Raw genomic sequence first — 26,627 nt, forward strand, 5'->3', positions numbered from 1 at the left:
GCCTTATATGTACTCCGACATAGCTCATCGAAAGCGTGCGCTCAGAGCGGAATTACGCGAACGCCGTCAGAACCTGACCTCCTCGGAGCGCGACTTCGCCACGGCCGGTTTCACGGAAAATCTGCAAAGCCTCGTTCTCGACCTGTCTGCGCGGTCGATCTCCTGCTACCTGTCAGCCCACAATGAACCCGATACCCGACCTTTTCTCAACTGGGCTACGACAGAGGGCATCCGTATTCTGTTTCCGATTTCACGCGAAGACGGCCTGCTCGATTGGACCGTCGGCGACGGCGACGAAGAATTCACCGGAATTTCCGGCGTACCGGAAGCCGTGGGAACCCTGCTCGGACCAATCGCCATCAATGATGTCGACCTCATCATTGTTCCAGCGGCAGCCGTGGACGAATCGGGACTGCGCATGGGCTGGGGCCGCGGTTACTTCGACAAGACCCTCGGCTCGATGGAGAAATGCCCTCCGGTGTACGCCATGGTCTTCGACAGCGAATACCTCGACGAAGTTCCCCGCGAGGTGCACGACCAGGCTGTGAACGGCCTCATAACGCCGACCCGAATCATCGCTTTCTAATCGTTTTAGCGCCTGTGACCCCGGTTCTGAACCTGCGGGGGCCTGTGCGCGCATAACCTTAGTGTTGGCAGGCGTTTGCCTGCTGGCCCAACCAGCTGGAGATGCAGTGCCTACCTACTCTTACCGTTGCACCGCGTGCGACACCGCTTTCGATATCCAGCAGGCCTTCACCGACCACTCGCTCACGGTGTGCCCGACCTGCCAGGGAAAGCTGCGCAAGGTGTTCTCGTCGATCGGCGTGACCTTCAGTGGCTCCGGTTTCTACAGCAACGACTCGAAGTCGGATTCGAAGCAGTCCAACCCGAATCTCGACCGCAAGCCGAGCGAAAAGTCTGCCGACAAGGCCGACTCGACGTCGAGCAAGCCTGCTGAGAGCAAATCCGAAAAGAAGTCCGACAGCACGCCGGCGAAGAAAGACAGCGCGTCGCCCTCGTCGTCATCCTCAGTTCCGACCGCGAAGGCGTCTTAGGTAGATGGCGCTGGCAAAGACGGTTTCCCAAGTCATCCGTTTGGAGCACCCCGTGATCAATGGTTTCAAAGAATTCATCATGCGTGGCAACGTCATCGATCTCGCCGTGGCCGTCGTCATCGGCACGGCGTTCACCGCGCTCGTCACTGCCATCGTCGTCAATATCTTCAACCCGCTCATCGCCTCGATCTTCGAAGCCGAATCGCTCGCGCAGGCCCTCCCCCTGACCCTTCCCGGTGGCGACAAGATCCTGTTCGGCGCCGTCATCGGCGCGCTCATCAACTTTCTGCTGATCGCCGCGGTCGTCTACTTCGTGATCGTGCTGCCGCTGAACAAGCTCAAGGAGGCCCAAGACCGTCGTCGCGCTGCGGGCGTACCCTCCGCCGTCGTGGCCGATCCCACCACCGAACTCGATCTGCTCACGGAGATCCGCGACCTGCTGGCCAAGAACGCTGCAGCCGAGCAGGGTCCCAAGCACTAGCAGCTACCAGTGTGGTGGGCGATCCTGCCGCAGCTGTGCCTCGTTCGCGCTGGGCGCGCTTCCGGTGTGCGCCACGCCCCCCTCTTCGCGGAGCACCGGCGGGTGCGGGTTCGGGTCGGTATCCGGTGCTGGCAGCAGCTTCGCGCGCCGAGCCGTGCCGCCAGACTTCACGATGGGCTGGCGGGTCGATCCGAGGGGCGGCTTAGCCTCCGAACCGCTCACGCGCCCGGACGTTTCGGGGTGATGGTGGAGGCGTCGCCGGTCGAAAAGGGCCGGGCATCCGCTAGCGGAACACCAGCGATTGCGGCCACGCGTGCCGCAACGGCGTCGGGGTTGCTGAAGAGTTCGAAGCTATGCACGCGCAGGTAGTGCCAGCCGAGCCGGCGCAGCACCTCAGGGCGCAGCCGCAACGACTCGCGCAGGCTGGCCCGATTGACGACGGCATCCGTTTCGACCACGATCGCGCGGGTTCCGTAAGACGCGGCCAGGGCGAGCTTGCCACGGTGGCCGAGGCGCACACTGAGACCGAGCTTTTCGAGACGCTTGCCGAGATCGACCAGCATGGCTTCGCTCGCGTCGGGAACCAGCACCTCGTCACGACGAGCTTCGGTCTCGCTGAGAACCTGAGACAGGGCGAGGATACCGTGACGCTGGCGGTCTTCGTCAATGTCGGCGGGGCGAAAGCAGGAGACGATGTCCAGCGCGCGACGTGCACGGGTCATGCCGATCGCGAGCAGGCGTTCACCACCGGGTTCACCGAGGGAACCGAAGTTCGACAGCAGACGACCGTGCGGGGTGCGGCCGTAGCCGATCGAGAAGATGACGCGGTCGCGGCTCTGTGCCACAGCCTGCTCGAGGGTGAGTACGGTGAACGGTTCGCTGCGGTCTTTGAGAATGAAATCGGAGAGGTCGGTGCGCTTGGCAAACGCCGCGAGCACGGCCTGCTGCACCCGCACGGCATGCCGGGTGCTTGCGGTGATCACCATGAGCGATTCGCGCGGACGCTTTGAGGCGTGGTCGAGCACAAGGTCGACGACCTTAACGACCTCCGCGTCGACGCTCTCGATGGCGCCGCTATCGGCGTCGGGCATGCCGCGGCCGCCGGCCACATAGTTGATGGTGAGGCTTCCGTGGCCGAGATAACTTCCGGCCCAGGGCAGGGAGTCGATGCGTCCGCCGTAGAAGCGGTGGTTGACCAGCTCGGCGAGATCCTCACCGCCAGCCCGGTAGCTGCGGGTGAGGGTGAGAGTCGGCAGCAACTCGCCGAGACGGGCCAGGGCAGAATCGGCGTGCAGGGCGTCCACCGATGCGTCAGGCGCGGCGGTGTCCCCCGAGCCGGCAATGCCGGTTTCGAAGGCGGACGGCGTCTGGGTGACCGGATCGCCGAACGCTACGATCTGTCGGCCACGGCGAATCGCACCGACGTTCTCGGCCAGGGTCGTGGCTCCGGCGTCGACCAGCAGCACGGTGTCGAACGTGATCTGGTCGCTGATTCCGGCGATTTCGTAGGGTGAGGCCAGCCAGACCGGGGCAAGCACTCGACCGAGGTGCGGTGCAACCTCATTGAGCCGGGCTGGGGTGGCACGGTCGGCGCGCAGCAGGCGGCGCAACTGGTCCGCCTCCTCGGGAAAGTCGACGACGCCGATCTTCCACGTTTCGGCGAGCAGCCAGGCCAGCAACTTGCCGGTAGCGGATGCGTGCGCTTCGTCGACGAGTTTGAAATCCGCCTCGAGGCGGTCCAGTACCTGGGTGTTGGCGCCCAGCAGTGCCCGGTCGCTCGCAAGCATGATCTCGAGCACGGACTGCCACCAGGCCAGCTCGAGCTCGACGGCGACGTTCTCTTCCGACACGTGGCGCTGGGACAGGTCGGTCATCAGCGGGTCGAGGTTGTGCTCGCGCAACGTCGCCAGCAGCGCTGTGCGCTCGTGCAGGTTCGCGAGCACCTCGCTCTCAGCGGCGAGGCCGGAGATCATCGAGACGAGCTCATTCAGCTGACGCCCGGCAAGGGCTCGGGGCGTACCGCTGGTGCCGAGCGGAATGTCGAGCAGACCGAGGTCTTCCCACACTCGCTGAAATGCAACGTGCACGTCGTTGATGCCCACCGGCACCTCCGGAGTAACACCGGCGGCCGCATAGCGCTGCCAGAGCGTGCGCTGGCCCTGGATGCGCCGCAGGCTCTCGTTCATGTCGGTCACCCGCACGCCGGGGCGCTGGTATTCCTCGGCGAGCTTGCGCAGCCGACGCCGACTGGCCGAACTCATCTCAGACGATTCGCGCCGCGATGACGTGGCGGCGATCAACTCGGTGAGAGACCGGTCGTAGACGCCGGGCTGAAATTTGTCGAGGGTTTCGCGAATATCCAGCAGCAGACGCAGGTAGATACCGAGTTCATTGATCGTCTCGAACGGGCGCAACCGGGTCTGACCGATCAGGCCGTTGGCGCGTTCAAGCAGCCGCGGCAGTTCGATCTGGTTGATGCGTTTAGCGAGCTGGTGCGAGTTGGAGGCATCCGCCGTGGAGGTGAACGAGGCCCCGTACCAAGGCGAGTCGCCGGGCCCGTACCGAAACTCGCCAAGAACAGCGGCCTTGATCAGGGTGTTCGCGGCGGCCGACCGCGAATGTGCGAGAAGCTCGAGAGCGTGCCGGTCGAGACGAGCAGTGGTCGACGGCGGCTCGGGCAGCTGGGCGAGCCGGGCCAGTTCGCCCAGCGCGTCGAGCACAGAGACACCGAGAGCGGAGTCGCGACGAGTGAGCGCCGAACGGTAGTCGAGCAGCACCTTACGCAAGCGCACCAGGGCGTCATCGACGTCGCCGACCCGCGGCTGGGCCGCTTGCTCGTTTCGGGTGATCGACTGGATCAAGTCGCGGCGCAGGGTGCGCGGGGTCACGGCAATGCCGGGCAGACCCACTTGCACGAGGCGGCCGTGGATACCATCGAGGCTGGAGCGGCGGGCGCTCACCACGAGCACCCGCTTGTGCTGGGCCACGAGCGAGCCGATCGCGTTGACGATGGTTTGGGTGCCGCCGGTGCCGGGCAGCGTTTTCACAACGAGGGAGTTGCCGGCCGCGATCTGCGCGACGACGTTCTCCTGCTCGGAGTCGGCGTCACCGAGCAGCGTGTCTGTGGCGGGCGGACGGGCGTCTTGGCCGATCGGTACGACCGGATTATACGCGGTCTCGATGTTGCGCCGAGCGGTCATGTTACCGGCAACGGCGTCGAGCAAAGGGTGGTCGAGCGATGAGGCATCGGCGGCCAGCGCCCGGCCGACATCGGCGAAGCTCGATACCACCAGGCGCGGTACGACATTGAACCAGGGCAGGTGCGAGGTAAGCCCGCGTAGCCGATCAATGACCGGCTGCGGCTTGAACGCACCATTGGTGACGGCGAGCGCCACGAAAGCGTCGGCGTCGAGCACGATCTGAAACTGGTCCTTCAAGGCTCGGGCAAGCTCAGGGTTGAGAAAGGGCTGACCTTTGAGCTTGAGCTCGTAGTCGCGTCCATACCGGCGAATAGCGAGGGGACGCAGCAGCACCGGGGCACTGTAGTCGACGTCTTGGTAACGCCACTCGGCGAGGCCGATGGCGAGGTTGACCGATTCGAGGCCGCGCATGGAGCGCAGTTCGATGCCCTTCTGGGTGATCTCGTTCGCGGCCAAACGGGCGTTGCGCAGCGCCAGCTCGTCGCGAATGAGGTTGGACAACAGGGTGGTCTTGCCGATGATGAACTGTGGCAGGCCGCCGGGGTGCGTGGCGCTGAGTTCGATGCGGGTGCGAGCCTCGTCGGTGAAGTGCAGCAGCGGCGAACGACCGCCGAGCGCGGCGAGTTCGTCGCGCCAGCGCTGCCAGACCGGCTCAGCAATATTCCCGGCCGTGAAGGCCGGGTCGCCCAGGCTGAGGTTGTGTGGACTGGTCACGTTTTGCGGGTCGACAGGGACGGCGCCCAGGTACTTGGAAAGCACGTCGTCGTCGTCTTGTTTTTTATCGAGGTGCCACACAGGCCTACCCTAATTGCGAAAACACCGGTTTGCCCTGAGGCGGCCGGGGTTTCGCGCGTTTTAGACGCAATCGTGGCACTCACAGCCAGTCCCGACGTTTGAAGACCGTGTAGAGGGTGACGCCCATCGCGAGCATCAAGGCGAGGGCGAAGGGGTAGCCCAGTGCCCAGTGAAGCTCGGGCATGTGGTCGAAGTTCATGCCGTAGATCGTTCCCACCAGTGTCGGTGCGAATAGGATGGCCGCCCAGCTTGAGATTTTCTTGACCTCTTCGCTCTGGGCCAGGCTGGTCTCGGACAGGTGTCGCATTTCGTCGTTCTGGCGTTGCCCGACCAGGGTGCTGTGCACGGTGAGGGCGCTCTGCAGCAGCTGTCGGAACGCGTCACCGCGTTCCACGACGCGCAGGGTGTGGTCAAGCACGTCGCGCAGGTGCCGGTGCAGTTCGAGGTCGACGTTGTACTTATCGAATCCACGCTGCATCGACTCGAACATGCCGACAAGCGGCTGGGTGGCCCGCTGAAACTCGATCACCTCCCGAGACAGGGCGTAGATGCGGCGGGACACCTCGGGGTCGCCGTCGAACAGCTGGTCTTCGATCTCGTCGATATCGTTCTCGAGGCCGGCGACGACCGGCCCGTACTCGTCGACGACCTGGTCGAGGATGGCATAGAGCACGGCCTCCGGGCCGAGGGCGAGCAGGTGCGGGGTGCTTTCCATGCGTTCTCGTACCTGCGCGAGGTCGGGCGATTCGGCGTGGCGAATGGTGACCACGAAATCCGGACCGACGAAAACGTGCAGCTCACCGAATTCGACGCGCTCCTCGTCGTCCATGTAGCGTGCCGGGCGCAGCACCACGAACAAAATGTCGCCGTACCGTTCGATCTTCGATCGCTGATGGCCGGCGAGCGCATCTTCCACGGCCAGATGGTGCAGGCTGAACTCGGTGGCGACTGCCCGCACTTCCAGCTCGCTCGGCCGATACAGGCCGATCCAGGCGAAACCCTTGTTCTGCTTCATAACTTCAAAGGTCTCGTCGAGCGTGTGCGGGGTGGATACCCGGTGCCCGTCCACGTAAACCGCGTTATCAACCAGCGCCATCGGCTCTCCTTGTTCGATCTTCTAGTGTGTCATTCGCCTCCACCGCCCGGTAACGTTTGAAGGTGCCGCAACCGGATGTCTCCCTTTTTCTGGCTCCACGCGCGCCGCTCCCCCAAACGGACCGCGCACGACTCGCCGCCGCCGTTGCCCGGGTCTGCCCGACGTCGGGCCCGGTCATCGTTCAGCAGCGCTGCGAGCGCTGCGGCGGAGCGCATGGTCGCCCACGCGTACTCGCACCCGACGGGGTGCACGTGAGTCTGAGCCGCGCCGGCGACACAATGGTTGTGGCCGTATCGGTGGTCGGGCCGATCGGTGTTGACCTCGAGAGCATCAGCGCCGTCGGGCGCGCCGGGTTCGACGACGTGGCCTTCAACGCGCTCGAGCGCGCGGCGCTGTTCGAAATACCTTTCTCCGACCGCAATCGGGCGCGCGCGGGCCTCTGGACGACGAAGGAGGCGCTGCTCAAGTTATCGGGTGAAGGGCTGACGGTGGACCCGCGGCACGTGACGGTGGGGTGGACTGGCGCGGGAGCATCCGTTTTGCTGGACTGGCCCACGGCCACCCTCGATCTGGCTCGGGTGCACTTGGCGAATTTCGACGCCGGCCCCGGCCTGATCGGCACACTCGCCGTGCTCGGCGGGGCGGCCCCACGAATATCGGTGCGTTAGAGGCTCGGCAGCGCGCTCTGCTGCACCCAGCGCGCGACGAAGCCGCCGATCGCCCGACTGCCGGTGTGTTCGGAGAAGAAATCTACGAAGTCGTCGGTCGAGACCTGCCCGTGTCGCCGAGCCGCCGTGTAGGCGCGCAGTGCCGCGAAGAAGGCCTCGTCACCGAGAGATTTGCGAATGGCGTGCAGGGCGAGTGCGCCTCGTTTGTAGACACGGTCATCGAACATGGCGTGCGGGCCGGGGTCGCCGACGACGATGTCGCGGGGCAGTGCCGCCACCCGGCCGCGGTGCAGCACCGCGAGGGCGTCGGCCGTGCGACCACCGCGCTGCTCCTCCCAGAGCCATTCCGCGTAGCACGCGAAACCCTCCTGCAACCAGATGTCCTGCCAGCGGGCCACGGTCAGGCTGTTGCCGTACCACTGGTGCGCCAGCTCATGGGCGATCAGGCGGTCGCTACCATGGTTGCCGTCAACATGGTTGCTGCCGAATATGGCCAGGCCGTGGGCCTCGAGTGGAATCTCCAACTCGTCCTCGGTCACGACGACGGAGTAGGACGCGAACGGATAGGACCCGAACCGGTCGGCGAAGAACGCGATCATCTCGGTGAGGCGGGCGAAGTCGGTTTCGACACGGGTTGCGAGTCGGGCGGGAAAGTACAGGTTGTACGCGACCGGAGCGTCGGCCTGGTCGCGGCGGCGGTAGCGGCCGATCAGCACTGTGGCGAGATAGGTCGCCATCGGCTCGCGCACATCGAAGGTCCAGCTGGTACGGCCGGAGCGGCTCGACCGACTCGAGAGCACCCCGTTCGACACCACGGTATAGGCCGATTCGCAGGCGATCTCGATGCGATAGGTGGCCTTGTCGCTCGGATGGTCGTTGCACGGAAACCAGGACGCGGCACCACAGGGCTGCCCGGAGACGAGCACGCCGTCATCGAGTTCTTCCCAGCCCACGTCACCCCAGGCGCTGCGCACCGGATGCGGCGCCCCGCGATAACGCACCATCACCTCGAACACGGCCTCGGCCGCGATCGTCGTGGCGGGACTGATGACGAGTTTGCGTGACGAGTGCGTCACCTTGGACGGCCGCACACCGTTCACCAGTACTTTTTCGATGCTCAGCCCCGCGAAGTCGAGGCTGAACCGGTCGAGGGGCATGAGGGCGCGTGCGGTGATGATCGCGGTCGCGTTCAAGCGGTTGGTGGCTACCCGATAGGAGAGGTTCAGGTCGTAATGTTCCGCCCTGTAGCCGCCATTGCCGCCGGTGGGAATATAGGGGTCGCCAGCGCTAATCGAGCCGTAGGTCGTGCGTTCAGTCTGAGCCATCGTCTTACTATTCCTTGCTCAACGATCCCACGGCGGCTGGTGCCACGGCGTGATCGGGTTGCCCGACCAGAGCGAACCGGGCGGTACTCGTTCGCCGCGCATCACGAGAGAGCCGGGCCCGACCGTCGCCCCGGCATCGATGGACGCCGCCGGCAGGATGACTCCGTTCGGGCCGAGCGTGGCTCCTTCGGCGAGCACGACCGCGTCGAGCTGCATGATGCGATCGTGAAACAGGTGGGTCTGCACGACACAGCCGCGGTTCACCGTGCTGCCGGCGCCCAGCCGCACCAAATCAGCTTCGGGCAGCCAGTACGTTTCGCACCAGACGCCCTTTCCCACGGTGGCACCGAGGGTGCTCAGCCATACGGCGAGCGCCGGTGTGCCTGAAGCTTTCTCCGCGAACCAGGGTCGGGCTACCATCTCGACGAAGCTGTCCGAGACCTCGTTGCGCCAGATGAATGAGGACCAGAGCGGATGCTCCGACGCGTCGATGCGCCCGACCAGCGTCCACTTGACCACCGTCGTGACGCCGGCAGCCACCGCGCCGGCCGTGAGCATGACCACACCCGAGAGGCCGATCGCCGCGCCGAGGCCGAGCTGCAGCCATAGCAGGTCCAGCAGTGCGAGCACCAGCAGCGCGATCCACGCGGTGGTGAAGCCGGCGACGATGCGCAGTAGTTCCCACAGCGACCGGGCCACTTTCAGGCGAACGGGAGGGTGGAAGGTTCGCGAGTCGTCGGCATCCGTTTGCCTGCGGCGCAGGCGGGCCGGCGGGTTGCCGAGCCAGCTCGAGCCGCGTTTGGCCTTGCGAGGTGTCGACGAAAGCACCGCGACCAGCCCGTTGCGCGGCACGGTGCGGCCGGGGCCGGCCATGCCGCTGTTGCCGAGAAAAGCCCGGCGGCCTACCTTGGCGGGCCCGATGTGCATCCAGCCGCCGCCGAGTTCGTAGCAGGCGACCATGGTGTCGTCGGCGAGGAATGCGGCTGGCGCGATGGTCGTCAGCGAGGGCAGCAGCAACACGGTCGATGCCTCGACATCGGCACCGACTTTAGCCCCGAGCAGCCGCAGCCAGGTGGGCGTGAGCAGGCTCGCGTAGACCGGAAACAACACGGTGCGGGCGCCGTCGAGGATACGTTCGGTCATCCAGACCTGCCAGCCGATGCGGCTGCGCACCGGATAGTAGCCCTCCCGCAGGCCCACTCCGAGCCCGCGTACGAAGGCAATCACCAAAAGCGCGTAGGCGAGCCCGCCGACAACGACGGCTACCGGCATGATCAGGGCCGCGCGTAGCACGGCAACGCCGAGGTTATCGGCATTGCCGACAGCGACGCCGACGATGAGCGCGCCGAGCACGATTGCGATCGTGGGGATGGCGGTCATCGCCACCGATCCGGCCGCGAAGGCGCCGAGCCAGCGACTAGCACGCGGCGGACGTTCAGCCGGCCACGGGCGGCGGCCCGACCCCACGCGGTGAGCAGGGGAACCGGCCCACCGCTCCCCGGCTGGTACACGCGACGAGACTACGGAACCGGGTTCAACCTCGGCGCCGTTGCCAACGTGGGCGCCCCCGAGTAGGGTGCTGCGGGAACCGATCCGGGCATCGGCACCGACATGCACATGACCGATGCGCAGCACGTCTCCGTCGATCCAGTGCCCGGCCAGGTCGACCTCGGGTTCGATCGAGGCCTGGGCGCCGATGGTGAGCAGCCCGGTAACCGGGGGCAACGAGTGCAGGTCGACGTCGGAGCTGATCTCAGCGCCGAGAGCCCGCGCGTAGTAACTGATCCAGGGCGCCCCGGCGAGGCTCGCCGCGTCGACGAGCAGCGCGATCTGCTCGGCCAGCCACAGTCGCAAGTGCACGGACCCGCCCCGCGGATAGTTTCCAGGCATCACGTCGTGCAGCAACAGTCGGGCCGCCACGACGGCGATGAGCATTTTGCCGGGCGGGGTCACGAACAGCACAAATCCAAGCGCCACCCACCACCACGACAGGGTCGGGCCGAAGGTTGCGCCGGCCAGGCTGAGCAGATTGTTGGCGATGGCGAGGTAAACCAGCCAGCGGGCGCCGCTCAGCACATGCAGCGGAATGCCGAGCACTGTCTGTGCGAATTGGCTGCGAGCAGGCGTCGGCACCACCTGCCGTACTGCCGGCGGTGTCACGGGGGTGCGGGCGTCGAGTTCCTCGGCGAGCGACCCGATCCGCGGGTGGTCGTACAAATCGGCGACGGTGGTTTCGGGGTGGCGGATGCGCACGGCCGACACGAATTGGGCGGCCGAGAGCGAGCCGCCGCCCTGGGCGAAGAAATCATCGTCGGGCCCGGTCACCGGCACCCCTAAAATCGAAGCCCATGCCTCCGCCAGCCAGGCCGCCGTCGGTGACAGCGCCCCAGCATCGTCGTCCGACCCGGGCTGGGAGGCGGGCAATGGCCACGGCAATGCCGCCCGGTCGACCTTGCCCGAGGTGCGGGTGGGTAGCGCATCGACAATGGCGAGCAGCGGCACGAGCGCGGCGGGCAGTTCTTCCCGCAGTCTGGCAATTGCGGCCTGCCGGTCGAAGGGCGTTCCGGCGGTCGCAAGGGCGATGTAGCCGACCAGAACGTGGTTGCCGGCAGGGGTGGTCTGCACCACGGTGGCACCGCCGGCCACTCCGTCGAGGACGCTTAGGGCGGCATCCACTTCGCCGAGCTCGATACGTCGCCCGCCGAGTTTCACCTGGTCGTCGGCGCGGCCGGCGAAGACCAGACCGGCTCGGTCGAAACGCACGAGGTCGCCGCTACGGTAGGCGCGGCGCCAGCCGAGCTCGTCGTGCGGAGCATACTTCTCGGCGTCTTTCTCGGCGTCGAGGTAACGGGCCAGACCCACGCCGCCGATGATGAGCTCGCCGGTCTCTCCCTCGGCGACCCGGTTGCCGTGGGCGTCGACGACGGCGAGGTCCCAGCCGTCAAGCGGCAGGCCAATGCGCATCTCACCGACACCGTCGACGAGTGCGCCGCAGGCCACGACGGTCGCTTCGGTGGGGCCGTAGGTGTTCCACACTTCCCGGCCACGGGCATTGATGCGGGCGACCAGTTCGGGCGGGCAGGCCTCGCCGCCGAAGATCAGCAGCCGCACTGCCTCGAGTGATTCTTCCGGCCAGAGTGCGGCGAGGGTTGGCACGGTCGAGACGACGGTGATGCCGTGGGCGATCAGCCAGGGACCAAGGTCGGCACCGCTGCGCACCAGGGAGCGCGGGGCCGGCACCAGGCAGGCGCCGTTGCGCCAGGCCAGCCACATCTCTTCGCAGCTCGCGTCGAAGGCCACGGACAGGCCGGCCAGAACCCGGTCGCTGGTGCCAATCGGCTCGTCGCGCAGGAACAGTCCGGCCTCGGCGTCTACAAAGGCGGCCGCTGAACGATGCGTGACCGCGACGCCCTTGGGTAAGCCCGTCGAGCCGGAGGTGAAGATGATCCATGCGTCATCGCCGGGCGTGGGAATGCTGCCATCCGGAAAGACCAACGCCGGGTCGTCGTGCGGCGACACGGGGCGTCCCCGGAGCGACTGCAGGTCGAGGCCCGCGCGCGGCGCAAAAAAACTGCTCTCCCCGATGATGCCGACCACATGGGCCTCGGCAAAGACCAGCCGTGCGCGTTCTTCCGGGTCGTCGGCGTCGACTGGAACGTAGGCGGCCCCCACGAACAACGTGGCCAGAATCGACACATACAGGTCGCGCGTACCGGAGGGAATGCGAATGCCCACGGTGTCCCCTCGGCGCACTCCGGCCAGGCTCAGCGCGTTCGCCTGGGCCTGCACGCGCTGCAGCATGCCGCGATAGCTGATGGTGCCAGCCGCGTCTTCCAGGGCCAGGGCATCGGGATGCTGCGCCGCGGTCTGCGAAAGGATGTCGACCAGGGTGCGGGCGGGCTTTGCCCGGTGGCCCGCCACGAGTACAGCCTGGGTATGCCCGCTGTCGCCCGCTGGGCTGTACTGGTGCTCGCTCACACGACTCCTCGTTCAGGTCGTGGCACTTGTACGGCACGCCGCGAAAGTAACAGTCTAGAACTCTCTCGGAACGCGCAGGTGCTGCACACGATCGAGGCGGTCCTTGGCTTGTCGCCACGCGGCGTTGCCGCCGCCCCCAGCACGAGCCGAAACGAATATCCGGCAGCCCGCTTACTCCAGCACCTTTGCCCGCGCCGTTTCCAAGGCACGCTCGCGCATCGCGAGGAACAGCGGAAAGGTGAAGGCGAAGGCGGTGACTCCCGACAGTGCGACATAAAGCCAGCCCCGCTTCATGCCGAGCCGTCGCGCCTCGACGATGATCAGGATGCTCCCGGCCACCGCCGCGATGAGCAAGTCAACGGTGAGCGACGAGACCGCCGGTCCACTGTCCACCCAGTCGACGATGAAGTCGCGCATCTGCACGATCGCGACAACGTTGTACGTCCAGGTCCCAGCGAGCCCGGCGAGACTCAGTCCGAGGTAGACGAGAGCGAGCGGCGTCCAGTGTTTGTTCATGCCGACATTATGCGCGCCGCAGATTTGGGACGGGCCCCTGTTGGATCTTTCTGCCACCGGGGAACGCCTGAAGGACGAGGCGGCCGTTCACCCCTATGGCCAGTTGCAGCGCGATGCGCGGAACGTCGACCCTGCGATTTTCGCTCCGGAGACCACTCCGATCACGGTGCACCGCCCAGTGGATTCACGACCCCCAGCTTCCATCCCGGGTGAGCGGACAAACGGTCGCGTCCCCCTGCGTCGAGTTGATCTCGAGTCAGTTCGTGATTGCCGAGAGGCGGAGGGCTGTCGAATGAAACGCCCTATCGCCCGAAATATACCGACCGATGAACGCGGGGCGCAGCCCGCAGCCCGACCGATTCACCGGACTCGACGCCGAATAATGCATCGATCATGCACCGGTACGACCACCGCCAGATCAATCAACCGACACTGTGCTGTTTCTCTCGGCGAGCTCCTAGGCAGGGGACTGCTGCAGCATAGACACGGGCCCGATAGTTTCTGCATGACCGCATCAGTTCTCGCTCTCGACGTCGTTGTGCCCGTCTACAACGAACAACAGATCCTCGCGCGCAGCATTCGTGTGTTGCACGCGTACTTGGCCGCCCAATTCAGCGAGTCCTGGCGCATCACCATCGCGAACAACGCCAGTACCGACCAAACCGCTTCCATCGCCGACTCCCTCGTGTCGGAACTGTCGGGTGTTCATGCCGTGCACCTCGTCGAAAAAGGACGCGGCCGGGCGCTCAAGGAGGTCTGGCTAGCTTCACCGGCCGCCGTCGTCGTAGATGTCGACGTGGACCTCTCCACCGACCTCCGAGGGCTCCCGCCCCTCGTCGCTGCGCTGCGCTCCGGGCATTCCGACATCGCAATCGGCAGCCGACTGTCGCACGGTTCACGAGTTACCCGCGGCGGCAAACGCGAACTCATCTCACGCAGTTACAACGCCTTGGTGCGCACGACGATGGGTGTCGAATTCAGCGACGCCCAGTGCGGCTTCAAGGCCATGCGCCGCGAAGTTGCCCCGCGTGTTCTCCCGCTCGTAGAAGACAACGGGTGGTTCTTCGACACCGAGCTGCTCATCATCGCCGAACGCGCCGGACTCCGGATCCACGAGGTGCCGGTCGACTGGACCGACGACGCCGACAGTCGTGTCGACGTGGTCAGCACGGCCGTCGACGATCTCAAGGTCTCGTGAGGGTAGCGCACTCCCTCATCACCGGAAGAATTCCCGTCGACGAACTCTACGCCGAACTGGGCCGTCCGCCGTTCGCACCGCCGACGCCGCCGACGTTCCTGGGCCAGGTGCTGCGCTTCGGCGTGATCGGCGGGCTGTCGACGATCGCCTTTGCACTGCTCTACCTTGTACTCCAAGTGGCGATGCCAGCCCAACTAGCGAATTCCCTCGCCCTGCTGATCACTGCAGTGTTGAACACCTGGGCCAACCGTCGACTCACTTTCGGCGTGCACGGGCGGCGAGGCGCGATCAAGCATCAGGCGCAGGGCCTGGTGATTTTCGGCTGGGCCTGGCTCGTGACCAGCGGGTCACTCCTTGGACTGCACGTCATCCGAGCGGATGCCAGTGCGCAGGCCGAACTCATTGTGCTCACCGCAGCCAACTTGATCGCGACCGTCATGCGTTTCGTGCTTTTACGGCTCTGGGTCTTTCGGAGCGAGCGTTCTCCGGCTCCGACCGAATCTACGATCGCGTCCCGTACATCGCGCGAAGAGGTCCTCTTCTGAATCGATGCTCCTTCCCTACAGAAAGCAGCCAATTCATGACGATCCAGGCCAACGAACAGCCTCCCCTGTCCCCAGTCCTGGCCCACTTCGCGGGCCGGACAACGAGCCTGATGCGCGCCATCATCCGGGGCAGGCCCGGCTCCGCGCGATGGGAACGCCCGGCCCTCTTGAGCCTCCTGCTCGCCACCGCCGTCCTGTACACCTGGGATCTGGGCGCCAGCGGCTGGGCGAATTCGTTCTATTCTGCGGCGGTGCAGGCCGGATCGGCCGACTGGACCGCGTTCTTCTTCGGATCTTCCGACGCCGGCAACGTGATCACTGTCGATAAACCTCCCGCGAGTCTCTGGTTGATGGCCCTGTCGGTGCGATTATTCGGACTCAGCTCGTGGAGCATCCTCATACCCGAGGCGCTTCTCGGTGTCGCCTCGGTCGGCGTGCTCTACGCCACCGTCCGCCGACGCTTTTCGGCTGGCACCGCCTTGCTCGCTGGCGTCGTGCTCGCCGTGACTCCGGTCGCTGCGCTGATGTTCCGGTACAACAACCCCGACGCCTTGCTCGTTCTGCTCCTGAGCCTTGCAACCTACTGCACCTTGCGCGGCATCGAGACGGGCCGGCTCAAATGGTTGCTCTGGGCCGGGGCAATGGTGGGTTTGGGTTTTCTCACCAAACAGCTGCAGGCGTTCCTCATCCTGCCAGCTCTGGCCAGCGTGTACGTGTATGCGGCGCCACATAGGCTCTTCACCCGGGGTCTGGCATTCACTCGCGGCGCTCGGCGTCGTGCTTTTCTCGGCCGGCTGATGGGTCGCCATCGTTGAGCTGCTTCCAGCGGACTGGCGCCTCTATGTCGGTGGCTCAAAGACAAACAGTTTTCTCGAGTTGACCTTCGGCTACAACGGGTTCAGCCGCCTCATCGGCAACAAGACTGGCAGCGTTGCCGGCGACGCCGTCACGCCCGCCGTGGGAACGAGAAATTCGACCGGAATCTTGCGGATCTTCCTTGGCGAGGTCGGGGGTCAGGTCACCTGGCTCCTGCCCGCTGCCCTGCTGCTCCTCGGTACAGCACTGATCGTGCTGCGGCATGCGCAGCGCGTTTCGTTGCGTCGGGCCACCCTGCTGCTCTTCGCCGGCCACTTACTCGTGTCCACGCTCGCCTTCAGCTTCATGGCCGGAATCTTCCATGCGTACTACACCTTGGCCCTCGCGCCAGCGCTCGCCGGAACCGCTGCAATCGGTGCAAGCCTCGTCTGGATGAAACGTAAGGCGCTCTGGGCCCGCATCATCGCGGCCGTCGCGATGCTTGTGACGAGCGTCTGGGCCTGGGTGCTCCTCGACCGAACCACCGACTGGCTGCCGTCGCTGAAGTTCATCATCGCTGTGCTCGGCGTGCTCGCAACCGTGCTGTTGTTGGCCCCGCCCCGAGCAGGGACGCTCGGCGCTCCCACCAGGACCTGGATCGGGCGGGTGACCGTAGCGGCAGTCCTCGGCTGTGCCCTCATGGCTCCGGTTGCTTATTCCCTCCAAACCGTGTTGACGCCCCACAGCGGTTCATTCGTCACGGCCGGACCGAATGCCGCTGGCGGCAGGCGCGATAGAGGAACGGCCGATCAGGGAGAATCATTTCTCCCCGGGGCCACCAGCGGTGCTGGCGGCCCACCACCCGAACAAATCGGTGCGAGCGGCCGGACCGGTCCCGTACAGCAGGGCAAATCCGGCATCAGCGCCAGCGGAACCACTGCGGGCAGTACCGGTATCGCTGCACTGCTCACCGTGAATTCCGGGAGCTACACCTGGGTCGCAGCGACCATCGGATCGGATCGGGCTGCCAGTTATCAGCTCTCCACGGAGCTGCCGGTGATGGCGGTTGGCGGTTTCAGAGGCACCGATCCGGCACCGACGCTCGCCCAGTTCCAGGCTGACGTAGCCGCCCGAGAAATCCACTACTTCATTGGAGGAACTTCTCCACAGGCCATCGGCCGTTCGAGCGATTCGAACGCGATCGCTCGCTGGGTTGCGGCGACGTATACCGCGCGAGTCGTCGGTGGTGTCAGGGTGTACAACCTCTCTGTGTCCCGACATGCTGCTGCACAGCCCCGGTCACCGGCGTACTCCTGGTCCTTCAAGAACGTGCTCGGCACGTGAGGCACACGATGAAGGGAGCGGAGAAAGTCAGGACCCCTTACTGCAGGTTTGCTGGGCCGTGCTCTGGCCGATGATGGTCGAGGGGAACAGCGCGTCAGCCGGCGAGTTGGGCGCCGTGGTCGGCGAGGCGCTGGCAGGCGGCACGTTCGGCGTTGACATGGCGCTGGCGGATGCAACAGGGCTGGGGCTGGCCGTCGCGGACCCAACTGCGGCTCGTCCCGGTGCACCGCTCAGGCGAAGAAGGGCGTCAGCGACCAACGCAGCATTCAGGATCCCGGCGCCCGCCTTCTCCGGCACGACGCGGTTCACGTCGCTGGGGTCGACAACGGTCGGGTACTGCAGAAAGATCATGTTCTCCAAGCCGGTGTCCTTCAGAGCCAGCGCTATTTGAACGAGCGTGATGGGATCTGTCAACGTGTCCGAGAGAATCATGTTGTTTGTCGCTGCCTTGGCCAGAGAGAAAAGCGTGATCGGGTTGGCGAGCATGCCGCCGCCCTCGACTTTTCGGGCCAGGGCGCCCAGGAAAACCTGTTGATTACTGATCCGGCCCAAGTCGCTTCCATCGCCGACGCCGTGCCTGCTGCGCAAGAAAGACAACGCTTCCCCACCGACGATGGTGTGCTCGCCCGCCGCAAGGTGCAGCGGAGGGTTGGTGTACAGGTCGTTGATCGGCGACGCGACGCACACTGTGACGCCACCGACGGCGTCGGACATTGCCGTCACGCCCGCAAAACTAATCTGGGCAGCGAACGGAATCTGCAGGCCGGTGAGCTTTTCAATCGAGAGCACCACGCAGGAGAGACCACCGCGCGCGAGTGTGGAGTTGAGGATCACCCGACTAGACGAGGCATACGTGCCGCCGTCCGGATGTGCACACGCGGGAACGGCGATCATCAGGTCCCTGGGAAAACTGATCACACTCACGCTTTGATGATTCTGGGAGATGTGAAGCAGCATTGTGACGTCGTTGTGCCCCGCACCGGAGCTGCTCGTCAAATCAGCGTTTGACGAGAACGCTGCGCCCTGACCTGTGCGCGTATCCGTTCCGGTGATGAGAAGGTTGACGCCGCCGCCGATCGCGCTCACATCGACGGCGGTAGGATCTGCCTGACTGGCGCCGGGTGCGACATGGTTCAGGTGTACGCCGGGTTTCACACTGCTGGCGACATCCCATGCGGCAATCACAGCGAGAGCACCTCCACTGACCACAACGACGCCGAACGCGAGAAGCAGAACAGAAGCCACCGCTGCCAACGATCGACGACGAGCCAGCCGCCCGTGACGCACCGCAACAGCCGCCACGTGCGTTCGCGGTCGCGGTCGCGGGGAATCACCATCTGTCACAGCGTGCACCTCCGCCCTCGACGACAGCGCAGAAACGTGTCAGGTGTGACTCTATGCAGCAACGCTATCGGCACCCTGTAAGACCGCAATCAGTCACCGGCTCCGTGCCACGCATGGGCAGGCGTCGCGCTGTGGGCAGTGAGGCGTTCAGGTTCACCCAAAGTTTTTTCGCATGTTGGCACGCTTGCGGGGAGCACGCGTTCCCAGTGGCTCGAGGAATCAGGAGAGGCGCCCTAGCGCATGCCTTCCCGGCGGAGGGCGGTGGTGATGGCGGCACCCCGGGTGTCGACACCGAGTTTCGCGTAGATGTGGGCCAGATGGGTTTTGACTGTGGCCTCGGAGATGAAGAGGCGTTTGCTCAGCTCACGGTTGCTGAGCCCCTCGGTGAGGAGGCTGAGCAGTTCGGCTTCCCGCGGGGTGAGCACCTCGCCGGGGTTCCTTAGCTGCTGGAACAGTCGCGACGCGACGGGCGCGCTCATGAAACTCCTGCCCTGGATGGCGCCGCGGATGGCGGCGAAGATCTCCTCCGGGTCAGCGTCCTTGAGGAGATAGCCCATGGCTCCGGCGTCGACGGCGCGAACAATGTCGGCATCGGAATCGTAGGTGGTGAAGACGAGGATCGCTGGCTGCGGGGTACGCCGACGGAGTTGCCGGATCGACTCGATGCCGTCCATCCCTGCGCCGAGGGCCAGGTCCATCATCACAACGTCCGGGGAGCAGCGCTCAACGGCGGCGAGTGCTTCTTCTCCGGAGGCGGCTTCGGCGATGACGTCGAGGTCGAATTGGGTCCCCAGGAGTGCCCGCAGCCCGGTGCGGACCACCAAATGGTCATCCACTAGGAGGACGGAGATTGTCATGGTGCTTGCACCCGCACTTTCGCCGGCACTTCCGCCGGCTGCGCATGCCCCGTGGCGGGGACCGGGAGTTGTGCTGCGACGATGGTACCTTCGCCCGGAACGCTTTCCACCGCGAAGACGCCGCCCAGCTGTTCCACGCGTTGGCGCATGGCCCGCAGGCCGTATCCTCCGCTTTCCGAGGGCTCGGCAAGGGCCCCGGGGTCGAAGCCGCGGCCGTCGTCGTAGATGTCGAGCGTCACCGTGCACGGAAGGTACCCGAGGGTCAGGCTGGCATTGCCGGCATCAGCGTGGAGCCTGATGTTCGCTGCGGCACTCTGTGTCACACGAAGCAGGGCATGCCGAACGTCGGCCGGGACCGGACGTGCCTCACCGGTGACCTTCACCTGAACGCTCTCCAGGTAAAGCGACGCTGCTTCACGGAGCGCCTCCGCCAGCGGCGCGTCGGTTCTCGGTACGGAGAGTTCGTGCACCAGACGGCGCGTGTCGGCGAGGTTCTGGCGGAGCAGGGACCCAGCCCTGCTGATATCCGTGCGTGCCGCAGGATCCGGCCAGGTACGCAGCGCGGCTTCGAGCAGGAGCACGCCGGAGGCCAGGCCCTGGGTCACCGTGTCATGAATTTCGCGGGATACCCGCTCACGCTCGGCAGCGATTCCGGCATCGCGTGCGCCGACCGCCAACTGCTGCTGTGCATTGGAGACCTCCGCGGCAAGCTGTCGCTGGAGGGCTGTATCGTGCTCCATCCGGTCGTAGACCAGGGTCAGCAACACTCCGGCGGCCAGCGGACCCAGCAACATGGCGATGTCCGTGGACCCGCTCAGACGGAATAGCCCGATGGCGGTGGAGACCGCCGTCGCACCCCCGGCCAGATAGGCGGCCCAGCCGCTGAAGGCGGCGCGGCAGAGGAAGAAAACGGCAAGCGAACACCAGGCAAAGCTGGGCGCGAGGATCACCAGGGCTGCCCAGCCCACCACGAGGGTGAACACCCAAGGCGTCCAGGGCCGCCGGCGTTGCGCAAGCACGGCGATTCCAGCATATAGGGCGCAGACTGCTGCTACGAGTATCAGCACCGGAACATTGTCGGCGGGGCTGTGCCGAAGCACATACCGAACCCCGGACGTCACCATGAGCAAGGCGAAACTCAGGTGGACGACAGCGTCGATCCGGCCGAGCTCTGGGCGATCGCCCGATACGGGGGGCGGGATGGCTGCGGCAGGCATGAAGGTCCAGTCGATGTGGGGCGCTGCGACCATCCTAGAGGTCCCGCCGTTACGGCCCGCTCAACCATTCGGCTGATATTGCCATCACAACGGTTGAGCCCGAGACCGACCGATGCCTGATGCAGGAGGACCTGCAGCCCGCCAGCATAAGAAAACAGCCGATTGCAAGACCATCTAAAGGAGAATGTCATGAAGAAGTCCCACAAGGTTTTTGCCACCGTCGCCACCGCAGCACTGTTGCTGACCGCGGGAGTCGGCGCCGCTGCTATGGCAACGCCGGCTCCCGCAACTGACATCCAACCGGGTGCTGGCACCGTGGTGGCCCAGAACCGGATCACAGTCGGCGCATCGGCCGATGCAGTGGGGGCAGCCCTGGCGAAGTGCCAGGCGGACAACCTACCGTTCGTCACCGTCGCACTGGTAGACCGCTTCGGCACTGTCCAGGCGCTGCTGCGTGGTGACAATGCCGCCGAACATACCATCGAAGCCGCCAAGCAGAAGGCCTACACCGCAGCGGCCTTCGGGGCGCCCACGAGCGAACTCGCCAAGCGCCTCACCGGGAACGGCTCAGGCATCGACGATCTCCCCGGTACCCTATTCCTGCCCGGCGGCGTGCCCCTGAAGGTTGACGGCGTCTCAGTAGCCGGCATCGGAGTGGGCGGTGCCCCGGACGGCAAGCTCGACGAAGCTTGCGCAGCAGCCGGAGCCGCTGCAGTCACCGGCGCTGAAGGGTAATTTCCTTCCATCGCGACCTCCCGAAGTTTAGGCTGGACTGGCTCCAAGACCCAGGCCTGCACCGCAAAGTCGCCGCCGGTTCCCACAACGAGAATTCCGGCGATGGAAACCAAGATCGAGGCCGTAACGGGGACGACGGCGTTCCGAATCAGCTCGCGCGAGACAGCTGCCATGGCGACGATGATGACAACGGAAAGCAGTGCGCCAAAGACTCCGAACTAGGTCGAAACGGCAGATGCAAACGAGGCGACCGCGGTATCGAAACGATCGAATATGAAAACTTGTCGTGGGTCTTTCAGGTTCAGCACTTCAAAAGTCGAAACACATTTCTCAACGTAACCCAGAACCTTCGCTGGCGACCTCTCGTGGCAACGCCGATCGCCCACACGCCACTCGTGATCGGACAGATTGCGGACTTCAAGATCGTCGGCTGCGCACGGTGCCTGTTGGGGATACGACACTGAAGTCCTTTCGTTGTGAGCGATGCGGACCGGCCACACCTCGACCAATCCCTCAATGTTGCGAGTAGCACTTGTCATCACGGCTCTCTTTCATTTCGAAGGTGGGGGCTGCGCGCGTGCACGCGGCCATCTGCACGGGAGCCCACTGCTTCCAGGCGGCCAGTTTGATGCCATGCAGGCAGCGAATGAGGGTATTACGTTGCGACATGTGCTCCTCAGAATCGTCGGCGTGTGTAACGCAGTCACGAGTAGGACGTTTCCTCGTCCACAAATGTCATGAAAATTCAGAAAAAACACCCCGAAGTCTTTCGCGGCGACGCCGTGGTGTGCACGTGGACCTCGCTGAACGTCGAAGCACTGTCACAGAGCGCGCACTGTAGCCAACGCAGAGGATGTGTCCGGGCAGCACAAGTACGCAGGACGCCGGACGGTTCCCAACGGGTGGTCCCAGAACTTGCCGTCGATCGGCGCCCGATTCGTCTTAACCCAGCCTCGAATCAACTCCGAGTTCTGTGCTACCTTCCGACCAATTTCAGCGTCCAACCCTTCCGATCCTGGCCTTTGGACCAACTGTGAACCTTGGTCATCAAAGCACTGCGACCGCGGCGCTCTAGCCTGAACGTCGAGTGGCCTAACGGGCCTTGTGGATAATCAGCTGGGGGAAGTATCTGCCGCGCTGCGAGGTGACGGTCCAGGCAGTGGACAGCACGATGAATATCGTTGAACCCGCCTGTTCGTTGAGGGCGGCGAGCCGTTTCAGCGACCACAGATCACACCTAAATTTTGTGAAGTTTGGGCAACCGCCATTCTTGAGAATGGCGAAAGCCCTACAGCCCATTCTTTACACGGAATGCAGGGCTCAAAGCGTGGTGCCCCTGGAGGGATTCGAACCCCCGGCCATTTCCTTAGGACGGAATTGCTCTTCCACTGAGCTACAGAGGCGGATCTGGCAAGTTTAGCCGATCAGTCCGCTCAGTCGGGCGCGCCACCCGCATTGACACGGGGCAAGCGCTGCCCCGTCAATACGCTCCTGATCGTGAGTTCGATTTCGACCCTCCTGATGGCCGCGCGTCAGAGCGTGGTCCTAGGCGGCCGGGGCCAGATAGGCGTCCCATTCCTGCTCGGGGCGCTCGACTCCCCGCACAATCCAGGTCGTGCCCTGCGGCATCCGAGGGGTGAAGCGCAGCTTCCAGCCCATTTCGGCCGGGGTGTGGTCGCTCTTGAGGTTATTGCACCGCAGACAACACGCGGCAAGGTTGTCCCAGGTATCACGGCCACCACGCGAGCGCGGCAACACGTGGTCGATCGTGGCAGCCGACTTGCCGCAATAGCAGCAACGATGCTCGTCACGGCGTAAGACTCCGCGGCGACTGACCGGAACCAGGCGCGACATGGGGATGCGCACGTACCGCGTGAGCAGAATGACGCTCGGGCGATCCCACGAGCCCGAAGTCGCGAAAACGGGGTGGCCCTGATCGGACTGCACGATCGTTGCCTTCTGGTTCATCACCAGAATAAGCGCTCGTTTGAACGAGACGACGGCGAGGGGCTCGTAGCCCGCATTGAGTACCAGTGTGCGCATGCGCTTCCTTTCGAAGGAGACTGGACGGCTTCCAGCCATTCGAACTACATCCGATGCGTAAAGAACAGGAGCGCGACGGGGCGAAAAAGAGTACAAAAAAAGGCGCCGTCACAATGACAACGCCTTATGGCTGCTCACACAGCTCTGCTCGCTCTGACAACTATGCCGAAAGCACTCGCGACCGCGCACATCCATGGTGTGGATAGTGCGTCGCTCATGCATTGGCTCTCCTTTTGAACCTACAAATTACATCAGGGCACAAGGTTAACCCACAAATGGCGCAACAGGTGAACCTGTATGCGCCATTTGAGTGAGCTGTTACCCAGCGTTCATTGACAGGGGCGAATTAGATACCGATCCGCACGATGTAGTAGTCGCTGGTCCAGATGGGCTGAATCCGCACGGACTGGCCGGTGTACGGCGCGTGCAGGATGTTTCCGTTGCCCGCGTAGAAACCATCGTGACCGTCCATGATCACCAGATCGCCTGGCACGGCGTCCTCGATCGAGATCTTTGTTCCGGCCGCTGCCTGGCCCACAGAGGAGTGCGGCAGGCTGATCCCGAACTGCGCGTACACGTACATAATGAAGCCTGAGCAGTCGAACCCGGCCGGTGTGGCGCCGCCATAGACGTACGGCGTTCCCTGATACTGCGAGGCAACATTGAAAACGGATGCGAGATCGAAATTCGGATACGTCGGGTTTGCCAGGAAGTCAGCAACACTCGGACCGGAATAGCTCGCTGCATAGGTGGTCATCTGCGCGGCGACCTCAACACGACGGGTTTCTGCGGCGACGGCAGCAGCGGCAGCACTGGCAGCGGCAGCAAGTTCTTCGGGCGTGGTAGCAGTGAACCCTTCGCGAGCGACGCTCACGGTTGCCGCCTGGGCATCGACTTCAACGGCCTGCGCCTGCGTCTTGGACATCTCCGTGGACTCGGTGGCCTTGAAGGAAACGTCTTGCGAGCCGGGAGCAAAGGCATAGGCCGGGAGCGCCATGGTGGCAACGAGTCCAGTGGCGAGGGTCATGACGACGATGTTGGCGATACCGCCACGTCGCTTCTTCGGTGCCGCCCGGGGCCGGGCGCGGTGAGAGCTTGCCGACGATTCCACTTTTTCCACAGACTCCACCGTTCGGCTCAGCCCGCGACGGGACCTTCTCGTTCTTAATGCAGCCAAAGTTGTAACCTCCGGCGCCTCGACACCACCAGGTTGTCGTCCCGTCCACTTCGCTAATCGCGGGTGTGTTCGTAAATCAAGAGACGGGGTAAGCAGGCGTCTTGACTAGAGTCCTTCGACCTTTCATGGTCTGTGGGACCCCCCGAGGCTACAAGAGCGACGCGCATTTGTCACCCTGAAGCGGCACATTTCTAACGGATTGGTAACGAACCTGCGAGCAGGTCGAGACGACTGGCTCGATTCACGGCGCTACGAACCCCGTGCAATTTCAGTGAGCGACCGGGCTGTGGCCGGTCGGTGTCGTAACGAATATGTGCCCGGCTACCTCATTGGGGAGCTCTAAACCGGCACCGAAACCTTCGACCTGAACTAGAACGTACGATCCGGCGGCCGAAAACACCCCGGTCGCGCCGGGCATGACGCCGCTCTGTTTGAGTTGCAAGAGCAGCTCGGGGTCAAACTGCACCGGTTCACCGAGACGGCGGATGACTGCGGTTACCGGCACGGTCGAACTCGCCACCACCGACAGCACGTTGGTCACGCCCGCCATGAAGGCGACTGCCGGCGAATCACCGAGCTCGTCAAGCCCCGGAATCGGATTGCCGTAGGGAGATTCGGTCGGGTGACCGAGCATCTCCAAAATCTTGCGTTCGACCTGTTCGCTCATCACGTGTTCCCAGCGGCAGGCTTCATCGTGCACGAACTCCCACTCGAGTCCGATCACGTCGCTGAGCAGGCGTTCCGCCAAGCGATGCTTACGCATTACGTGCACGGCTTTGCTGCGGCCGGTCGGGGTGAGTTCCAGGTGCCGATCGCCGGACACGATGACGAGGCCGTCACGTTCCATCCGCGCGACGGTCTGCGAGACGGTCGGGCCGGAGTGTCCGAGTCGTTCGGAGATGCGGGCCCGCAGGGGCACGATCTGTTCTTCCTCCAGGTCGAGGATCGTGCGGAGATACATTTCGGTGGTGTCGATCAGATCGCTCATCCGCAGCCCTTCATTCGGCTCGTGCGCGCACCGCTCATCGAGTGATAGAACGGCGCTCCGTTGGCGGCCTCGGCAGTGGCCCGCACAGCGTCCCAAGCCTACCCGCCCGTGGCAGGGCAACTAGAATCGCCGTATGGCCGACCTACTGATACCCACCGATCTACTCCCCCTCGACGGACGATTCGGCTGCGGCCCATCGAAAATCCGGCGTGAACAGCTCGACCATCTTCTCGGATTCGGCACCGGAGTACTCGGCACCTCGCACCGCCAGGCACCCGTGAAAGAACTCGTCGCCCGAGTGCGCGCCGGCTTGGGTGAACTGTTTCGCATTCCCGACGGCTACGAAGTCGTGCTCGGCAACGGCGGCTCGACCGCATTCTGGGACGCCGCAGCCTTTTCCCTGATCGAAAACCGCGCGCAGAACCTCGTCTTTGGCGAGTTCGGCGGCAAGTTCGCCAAGGCGGCGGCTGCCCCCTGGCTTGCAGCTCCCGACGTGATCAAGGCCGACACTGGCTCACGCAGCGATTTCGTGGTGCGTGAGGGCATCGACGTCTACGCCTGGCCCCAGAATGAAACCTCGACGGGCGTCATGGCCCCGGTCTCCCGGGTCAACGGTGACGCGGGCGCGCTCACCGTCATCGATGCCACCAGCGCCGCCGCCGGCATCGACTTCGACGCGAGCCAGGCGGATGTCTATTATTTCGCCCCACAGAAAAACCTCGCTTCGGACGGTGGCCTATGGCTCGCCTTGTTCTCACCGGCGGCCCTCGAACGGGTCGAGCGCGTCGCAGCGAGCGGCCGGTACATTCCCGAGTTTCTCAGCCTCAAGAACGCCGTCGACAACTCGCGCCTGAACCAGACGCTGAACACGCCGGCTCTCAGCACCCTCCTGCTGATGGAGAACCAGATCGACTGGATCAACCAGAGCGGCGGCCTGGAGTGGGCGTCATTGCGAACGAGGGAGTCGTCGTCCGTTCTCTATGACTGGGCGGCGGGCGTCGACTATGCGACCCCATTCGTGGCCGATCCGACGCACCGCTCACAGGTCGTCGTGACGATCGACTTCGATGACGCCATCGACGCCTCATCGATCAGCAAAACCCTGCGTGCCAATGGCATCCTCGACACCGAGCCGTACCGCAAGCTCGGCCGCAACCAACTGCGCATCGCGACTTTCACTGCCATCGACCCGGAAGACGTCAAGAAGCTCGTGACATCCATCGAGCACGTCGTGGCACACCTCTGAAGTCAGCTGCACGAAACGCAACGA

23 protein-coding genes and 1 tRNA gene are annotated in these 26,627 nt (G+C 64.5%); 10 read left to right on the top strand and 14 right to left on the bottom strand.

What is annotated here, in order from left to right; genetic code table 11:
* Positions 1-7: 7 nt before the first annotated feature.
* The 3 genes from CXY72_RS10210 (at position 8) to mscL (ending at position 1,536) form a co-directional block, all read left to right on the top strand.
* On the top strand, positions 8-586 hold the full coding sequence (locus CXY72_RS10210) for a 5-formyltetrahydrofolate cyclo-ligase (protein WP_104127578.1): 579 nt from the start codon (positions 8-10) through the stop codon (positions 584-586).
* A 106-nt stretch (positions 587-692) separates the two neighbouring features.
* On the top strand, positions 693-1,055 hold the full coding sequence (locus CXY72_RS10215; protein ID WP_104127579.1) for an FmdB family zinc ribbon protein: 363 nt from the start codon (positions 693-695) through the stop codon (positions 1,053-1,055).
* A gap of 4 nt (positions 1,056-1,059) precedes the next feature.
* On the top strand, positions 1,060-1,536 hold the full coding sequence (mscL, locus tag CXY72_RS10220) for a large conductance mechanosensitive channel protein MscL (RefSeq protein ID WP_233197754.1): 477 nt from the start codon (positions 1,060-1,062) through the stop codon (positions 1,534-1,536).
* Between the two features lie 3 nt (positions 1,537-1,539).
* Here the strand turns inward: mscL and CXY72_RS10225 are convergent, their stop codons facing one another.
* The 3 genes from CXY72_RS10225 to CXY72_RS10235 all read right to left on the bottom strand — a co-directional run bounded on the left by CXY72_RS10225 (position 1,540) and on the right by CXY72_RS10235 (position 6,627).
* On the bottom strand, positions 1,540-1,758 hold the full coding sequence (locus CXY72_RS10225; protein WP_104127580.1) for a hypothetical protein: 219 nt from the start codon (positions 1,756-1,758) through the stop codon (positions 1,540-1,542).
* The gene (locus CXY72_RS10230) at positions 1,755-5,531 is read right to left on the bottom strand and encodes an AAA family ATPase (protein WP_233197755.1); all 3,777 of its coding nucleotides are present in this window, start codon (positions 5,529-5,531) and stop codon (positions 1,755-1,757) included. The genes CXY72_RS10225 and CXY72_RS10230 overlap by 4 nt, the downstream gene beginning before the upstream one ends.
* 79 nt (positions 5,532-5,610) lie before the next feature.
* The gene (locus tag CXY72_RS10235; RefSeq protein ID WP_104127581.1) at positions 5,611-6,627 is read right to left on the bottom strand and encodes a magnesium and cobalt transport protein CorA; all 1,017 of its coding nucleotides are present in this window, start codon (positions 6,625-6,627) and stop codon (positions 5,611-5,613) included.
* A 62-nt stretch (positions 6,628-6,689) separates the two neighbouring features.
* Between CXY72_RS10235 and CXY72_RS10240 the strand changes: the two genes are divergently transcribed.
* A complete protein-coding gene (locus tag CXY72_RS10240; RefSeq protein WP_104127582.1) occupies positions 6,690-7,295 on the top strand; it encodes a 4'-phosphopantetheinyl transferase superfamily protein in 606 nt (201 codons plus the stop codon).
* Here CXY72_RS10240 and CXY72_RS10245 read toward each other — a convergent pair.
* The 3 genes from CXY72_RS10245 to CXY72_RS10255 all read right to left on the bottom strand — a co-directional run bounded on the left by CXY72_RS10245 (position 7,292) and on the right by CXY72_RS10255 (position 13,114).
* Positions 7,292-8,620, bottom strand: coding sequence for a M1 family metallopeptidase (locus CXY72_RS10245; RefSeq protein ID WP_104127583.1), 1,329 nt, complete (start codon positions 8,618-8,620; stop codon positions 7,292-7,294). The genes CXY72_RS10240 and CXY72_RS10245 overlap by 4 nt on opposite strands.
* An 18-nt stretch (positions 8,621-8,638) precedes the next feature.
* Positions 8,639-12,598 (bottom strand): Pls/PosA family non-ribosomal peptide synthetase, encoded by a 3,960-nt coding sequence (locus CXY72_RS10250; protein WP_104127584.1) that lies wholly within the window; start codon positions 12,596-12,598, stop codon positions 8,639-8,641.
* A gap of 171 nt (positions 12,599-12,769) precedes the next feature.
* Positions 12,770-13,114 carry a DUF2834 domain-containing protein gene (locus CXY72_RS10255; protein WP_104127585.1) on the bottom strand — a complete coding sequence of 115 codons (345 nt, stop codon included), beginning with the start codon at positions 13,112-13,114 and terminating at the stop codon, positions 12,770-12,772.
* Between the two features lie 505 nt (positions 13,115-13,619).
* Here CXY72_RS10255 and CXY72_RS20660 point away from each other — a divergent pair.
* From CXY72_RS20660 to CXY72_RS20120, 4 genes are all read left to right on the top strand, one after another.
* On the top strand, positions 13,620-14,312 hold the full coding sequence (locus CXY72_RS20660; protein WP_370446251.1) for a glycosyltransferase: 693 nt from the start codon (positions 13,620-13,622) through the stop codon (positions 14,310-14,312).
* Positions 14,309-14,857, top strand: coding sequence for a GtrA family protein (locus CXY72_RS20665; RefSeq protein ID WP_370446253.1), 549 nt, complete (start codon positions 14,309-14,311; stop codon positions 14,855-14,857). The genes CXY72_RS20660 and CXY72_RS20665 overlap by 4 nt, the downstream gene beginning before the upstream one ends.
* 35 nt (positions 14,858-14,892) lie before the next feature.
* Complete coding sequence (locus tag CXY72_RS20115; protein ID WP_233197756.1) at positions 14,893-15,672, top strand: glycosyltransferase family 39 protein; 780 nt, start codon at positions 14,893-14,895, stop codon at positions 15,670-15,672.
* 61 nt (positions 15,673-15,733) lie between these two features.
* Entirely contained in the window at positions 15,734-16,996 is a 1,263-nt protein-coding gene (locus CXY72_RS20120) for a hypothetical protein (RefSeq protein WP_233197757.1), read from the top strand.
* Positions 16,997-17,023: 27 nt separating this feature from the next.
* Here CXY72_RS20120 and CXY72_RS10270 read toward each other — a convergent pair whose 3' ends face one another.
* The 3 genes from CXY72_RS10270 to CXY72_RS10280 form a co-directional block, all read right to left on the bottom strand.
* Positions 17,024-18,241, bottom strand: a complete 1,218-nt coding sequence (locus CXY72_RS10270) for an LCP family protein (protein WP_233197758.1) — start codon at positions 18,239-18,241, stop codon at positions 17,024-17,026.
* 332 nt (positions 18,242-18,573) lie between these two features.
* Positions 18,574-19,197 carry a response regulator transcription factor gene (locus tag CXY72_RS10275; protein ID WP_104127587.1) on the bottom strand — a complete coding sequence of 208 codons (624 nt, stop codon included), beginning with the start codon at positions 19,195-19,197 and terminating at the stop codon, positions 18,574-18,576.
* The gene (locus tag CXY72_RS10280) at positions 19,194-20,414 is read right to left on the bottom strand and encodes a sensor histidine kinase (protein ID WP_104127651.1); all 1,221 of its coding nucleotides are present in this window, start codon (positions 20,412-20,414) and stop codon (positions 19,194-19,196) included. The genes CXY72_RS10275 and CXY72_RS10280 overlap by 4 nt, the downstream gene beginning before the upstream one ends.
* 189 nt (positions 20,415-20,603) lie before the next feature.
* Here CXY72_RS10280 and CXY72_RS10285 point away from each other — a divergent pair, with 189 nt between their 5' ends.
* Positions 20,604-21,149 (top strand): heme-binding protein, encoded by a 546-nt coding sequence (locus CXY72_RS10285; RefSeq protein WP_104127588.1) that lies wholly within the window; start codon positions 20,604-20,606, stop codon positions 21,147-21,149.
* A gap of 513 nt (positions 21,150-21,662) precedes the next feature.
* Here the strand turns inward: CXY72_RS10285 and CXY72_RS19540 are convergent.
* The 5 genes from CXY72_RS19540 to CXY72_RS10305 all read right to left on the bottom strand — a co-directional run bounded on the left by CXY72_RS19540 (position 21,663) and on the right by CXY72_RS10305 (position 25,357).
* Positions 21,663-21,818, bottom strand: a complete 156-nt coding sequence (locus tag CXY72_RS19540; RefSeq protein WP_158252540.1) for a hypothetical protein — start codon at positions 21,816-21,818, stop codon at positions 21,663-21,665.
* 659 nt (positions 21,819-22,477) lie between these two features.
* Positions 22,478-22,552: transfer RNA gene (locus CXY72_RS10290), tRNA-Arg, on the bottom strand.
* 142 nt (positions 22,553-22,694) lie between these two features.
* Positions 22,695-23,192 carry an HNH endonuclease gene (locus CXY72_RS10295; protein ID WP_104127589.1) on the bottom strand — a complete coding sequence of 166 codons (498 nt, stop codon included), beginning with the start codon at positions 23,190-23,192 and terminating at the stop codon, positions 22,695-22,697.
* Positions 23,193-23,538: 346 nt separating this feature from the next.
* Complete coding sequence (locus CXY72_RS10300; RefSeq protein ID WP_233197759.1) at positions 23,539-24,312, bottom strand: C40 family peptidase; 774 nt, start codon at positions 24,310-24,312, stop codon at positions 23,539-23,541.
* 325 nt (positions 24,313-24,637) lie between these two features.
* Entirely contained in the window at positions 24,638-25,357 is a 720-nt protein-coding gene (locus CXY72_RS10305; protein WP_104127590.1) for a metal-dependent transcriptional regulator, read from the bottom strand.
* A 133-nt stretch (positions 25,358-25,490) separates the two neighbouring features.
* On the opposite strand from CXY72_RS10305, the gene serC reads away from it, so the two are divergent.
* Entirely contained in the window at positions 25,491-26,603 is a 1,113-nt protein-coding gene (gene serC, locus CXY72_RS10310) for a phosphoserine transaminase (protein ID WP_104127591.1), read from the top strand.
* Positions 26,604-26,627: the final 24 nt, after the last annotated feature.

Origin of the sequence: Cryobacterium sp. Y57, from assembly GCF_002929505.1 — a bacterium.
Lineage (GTDB): Bacteria > Actinomycetota > Actinomycetes > Actinomycetales > Microbacteriaceae > Cryobacterium.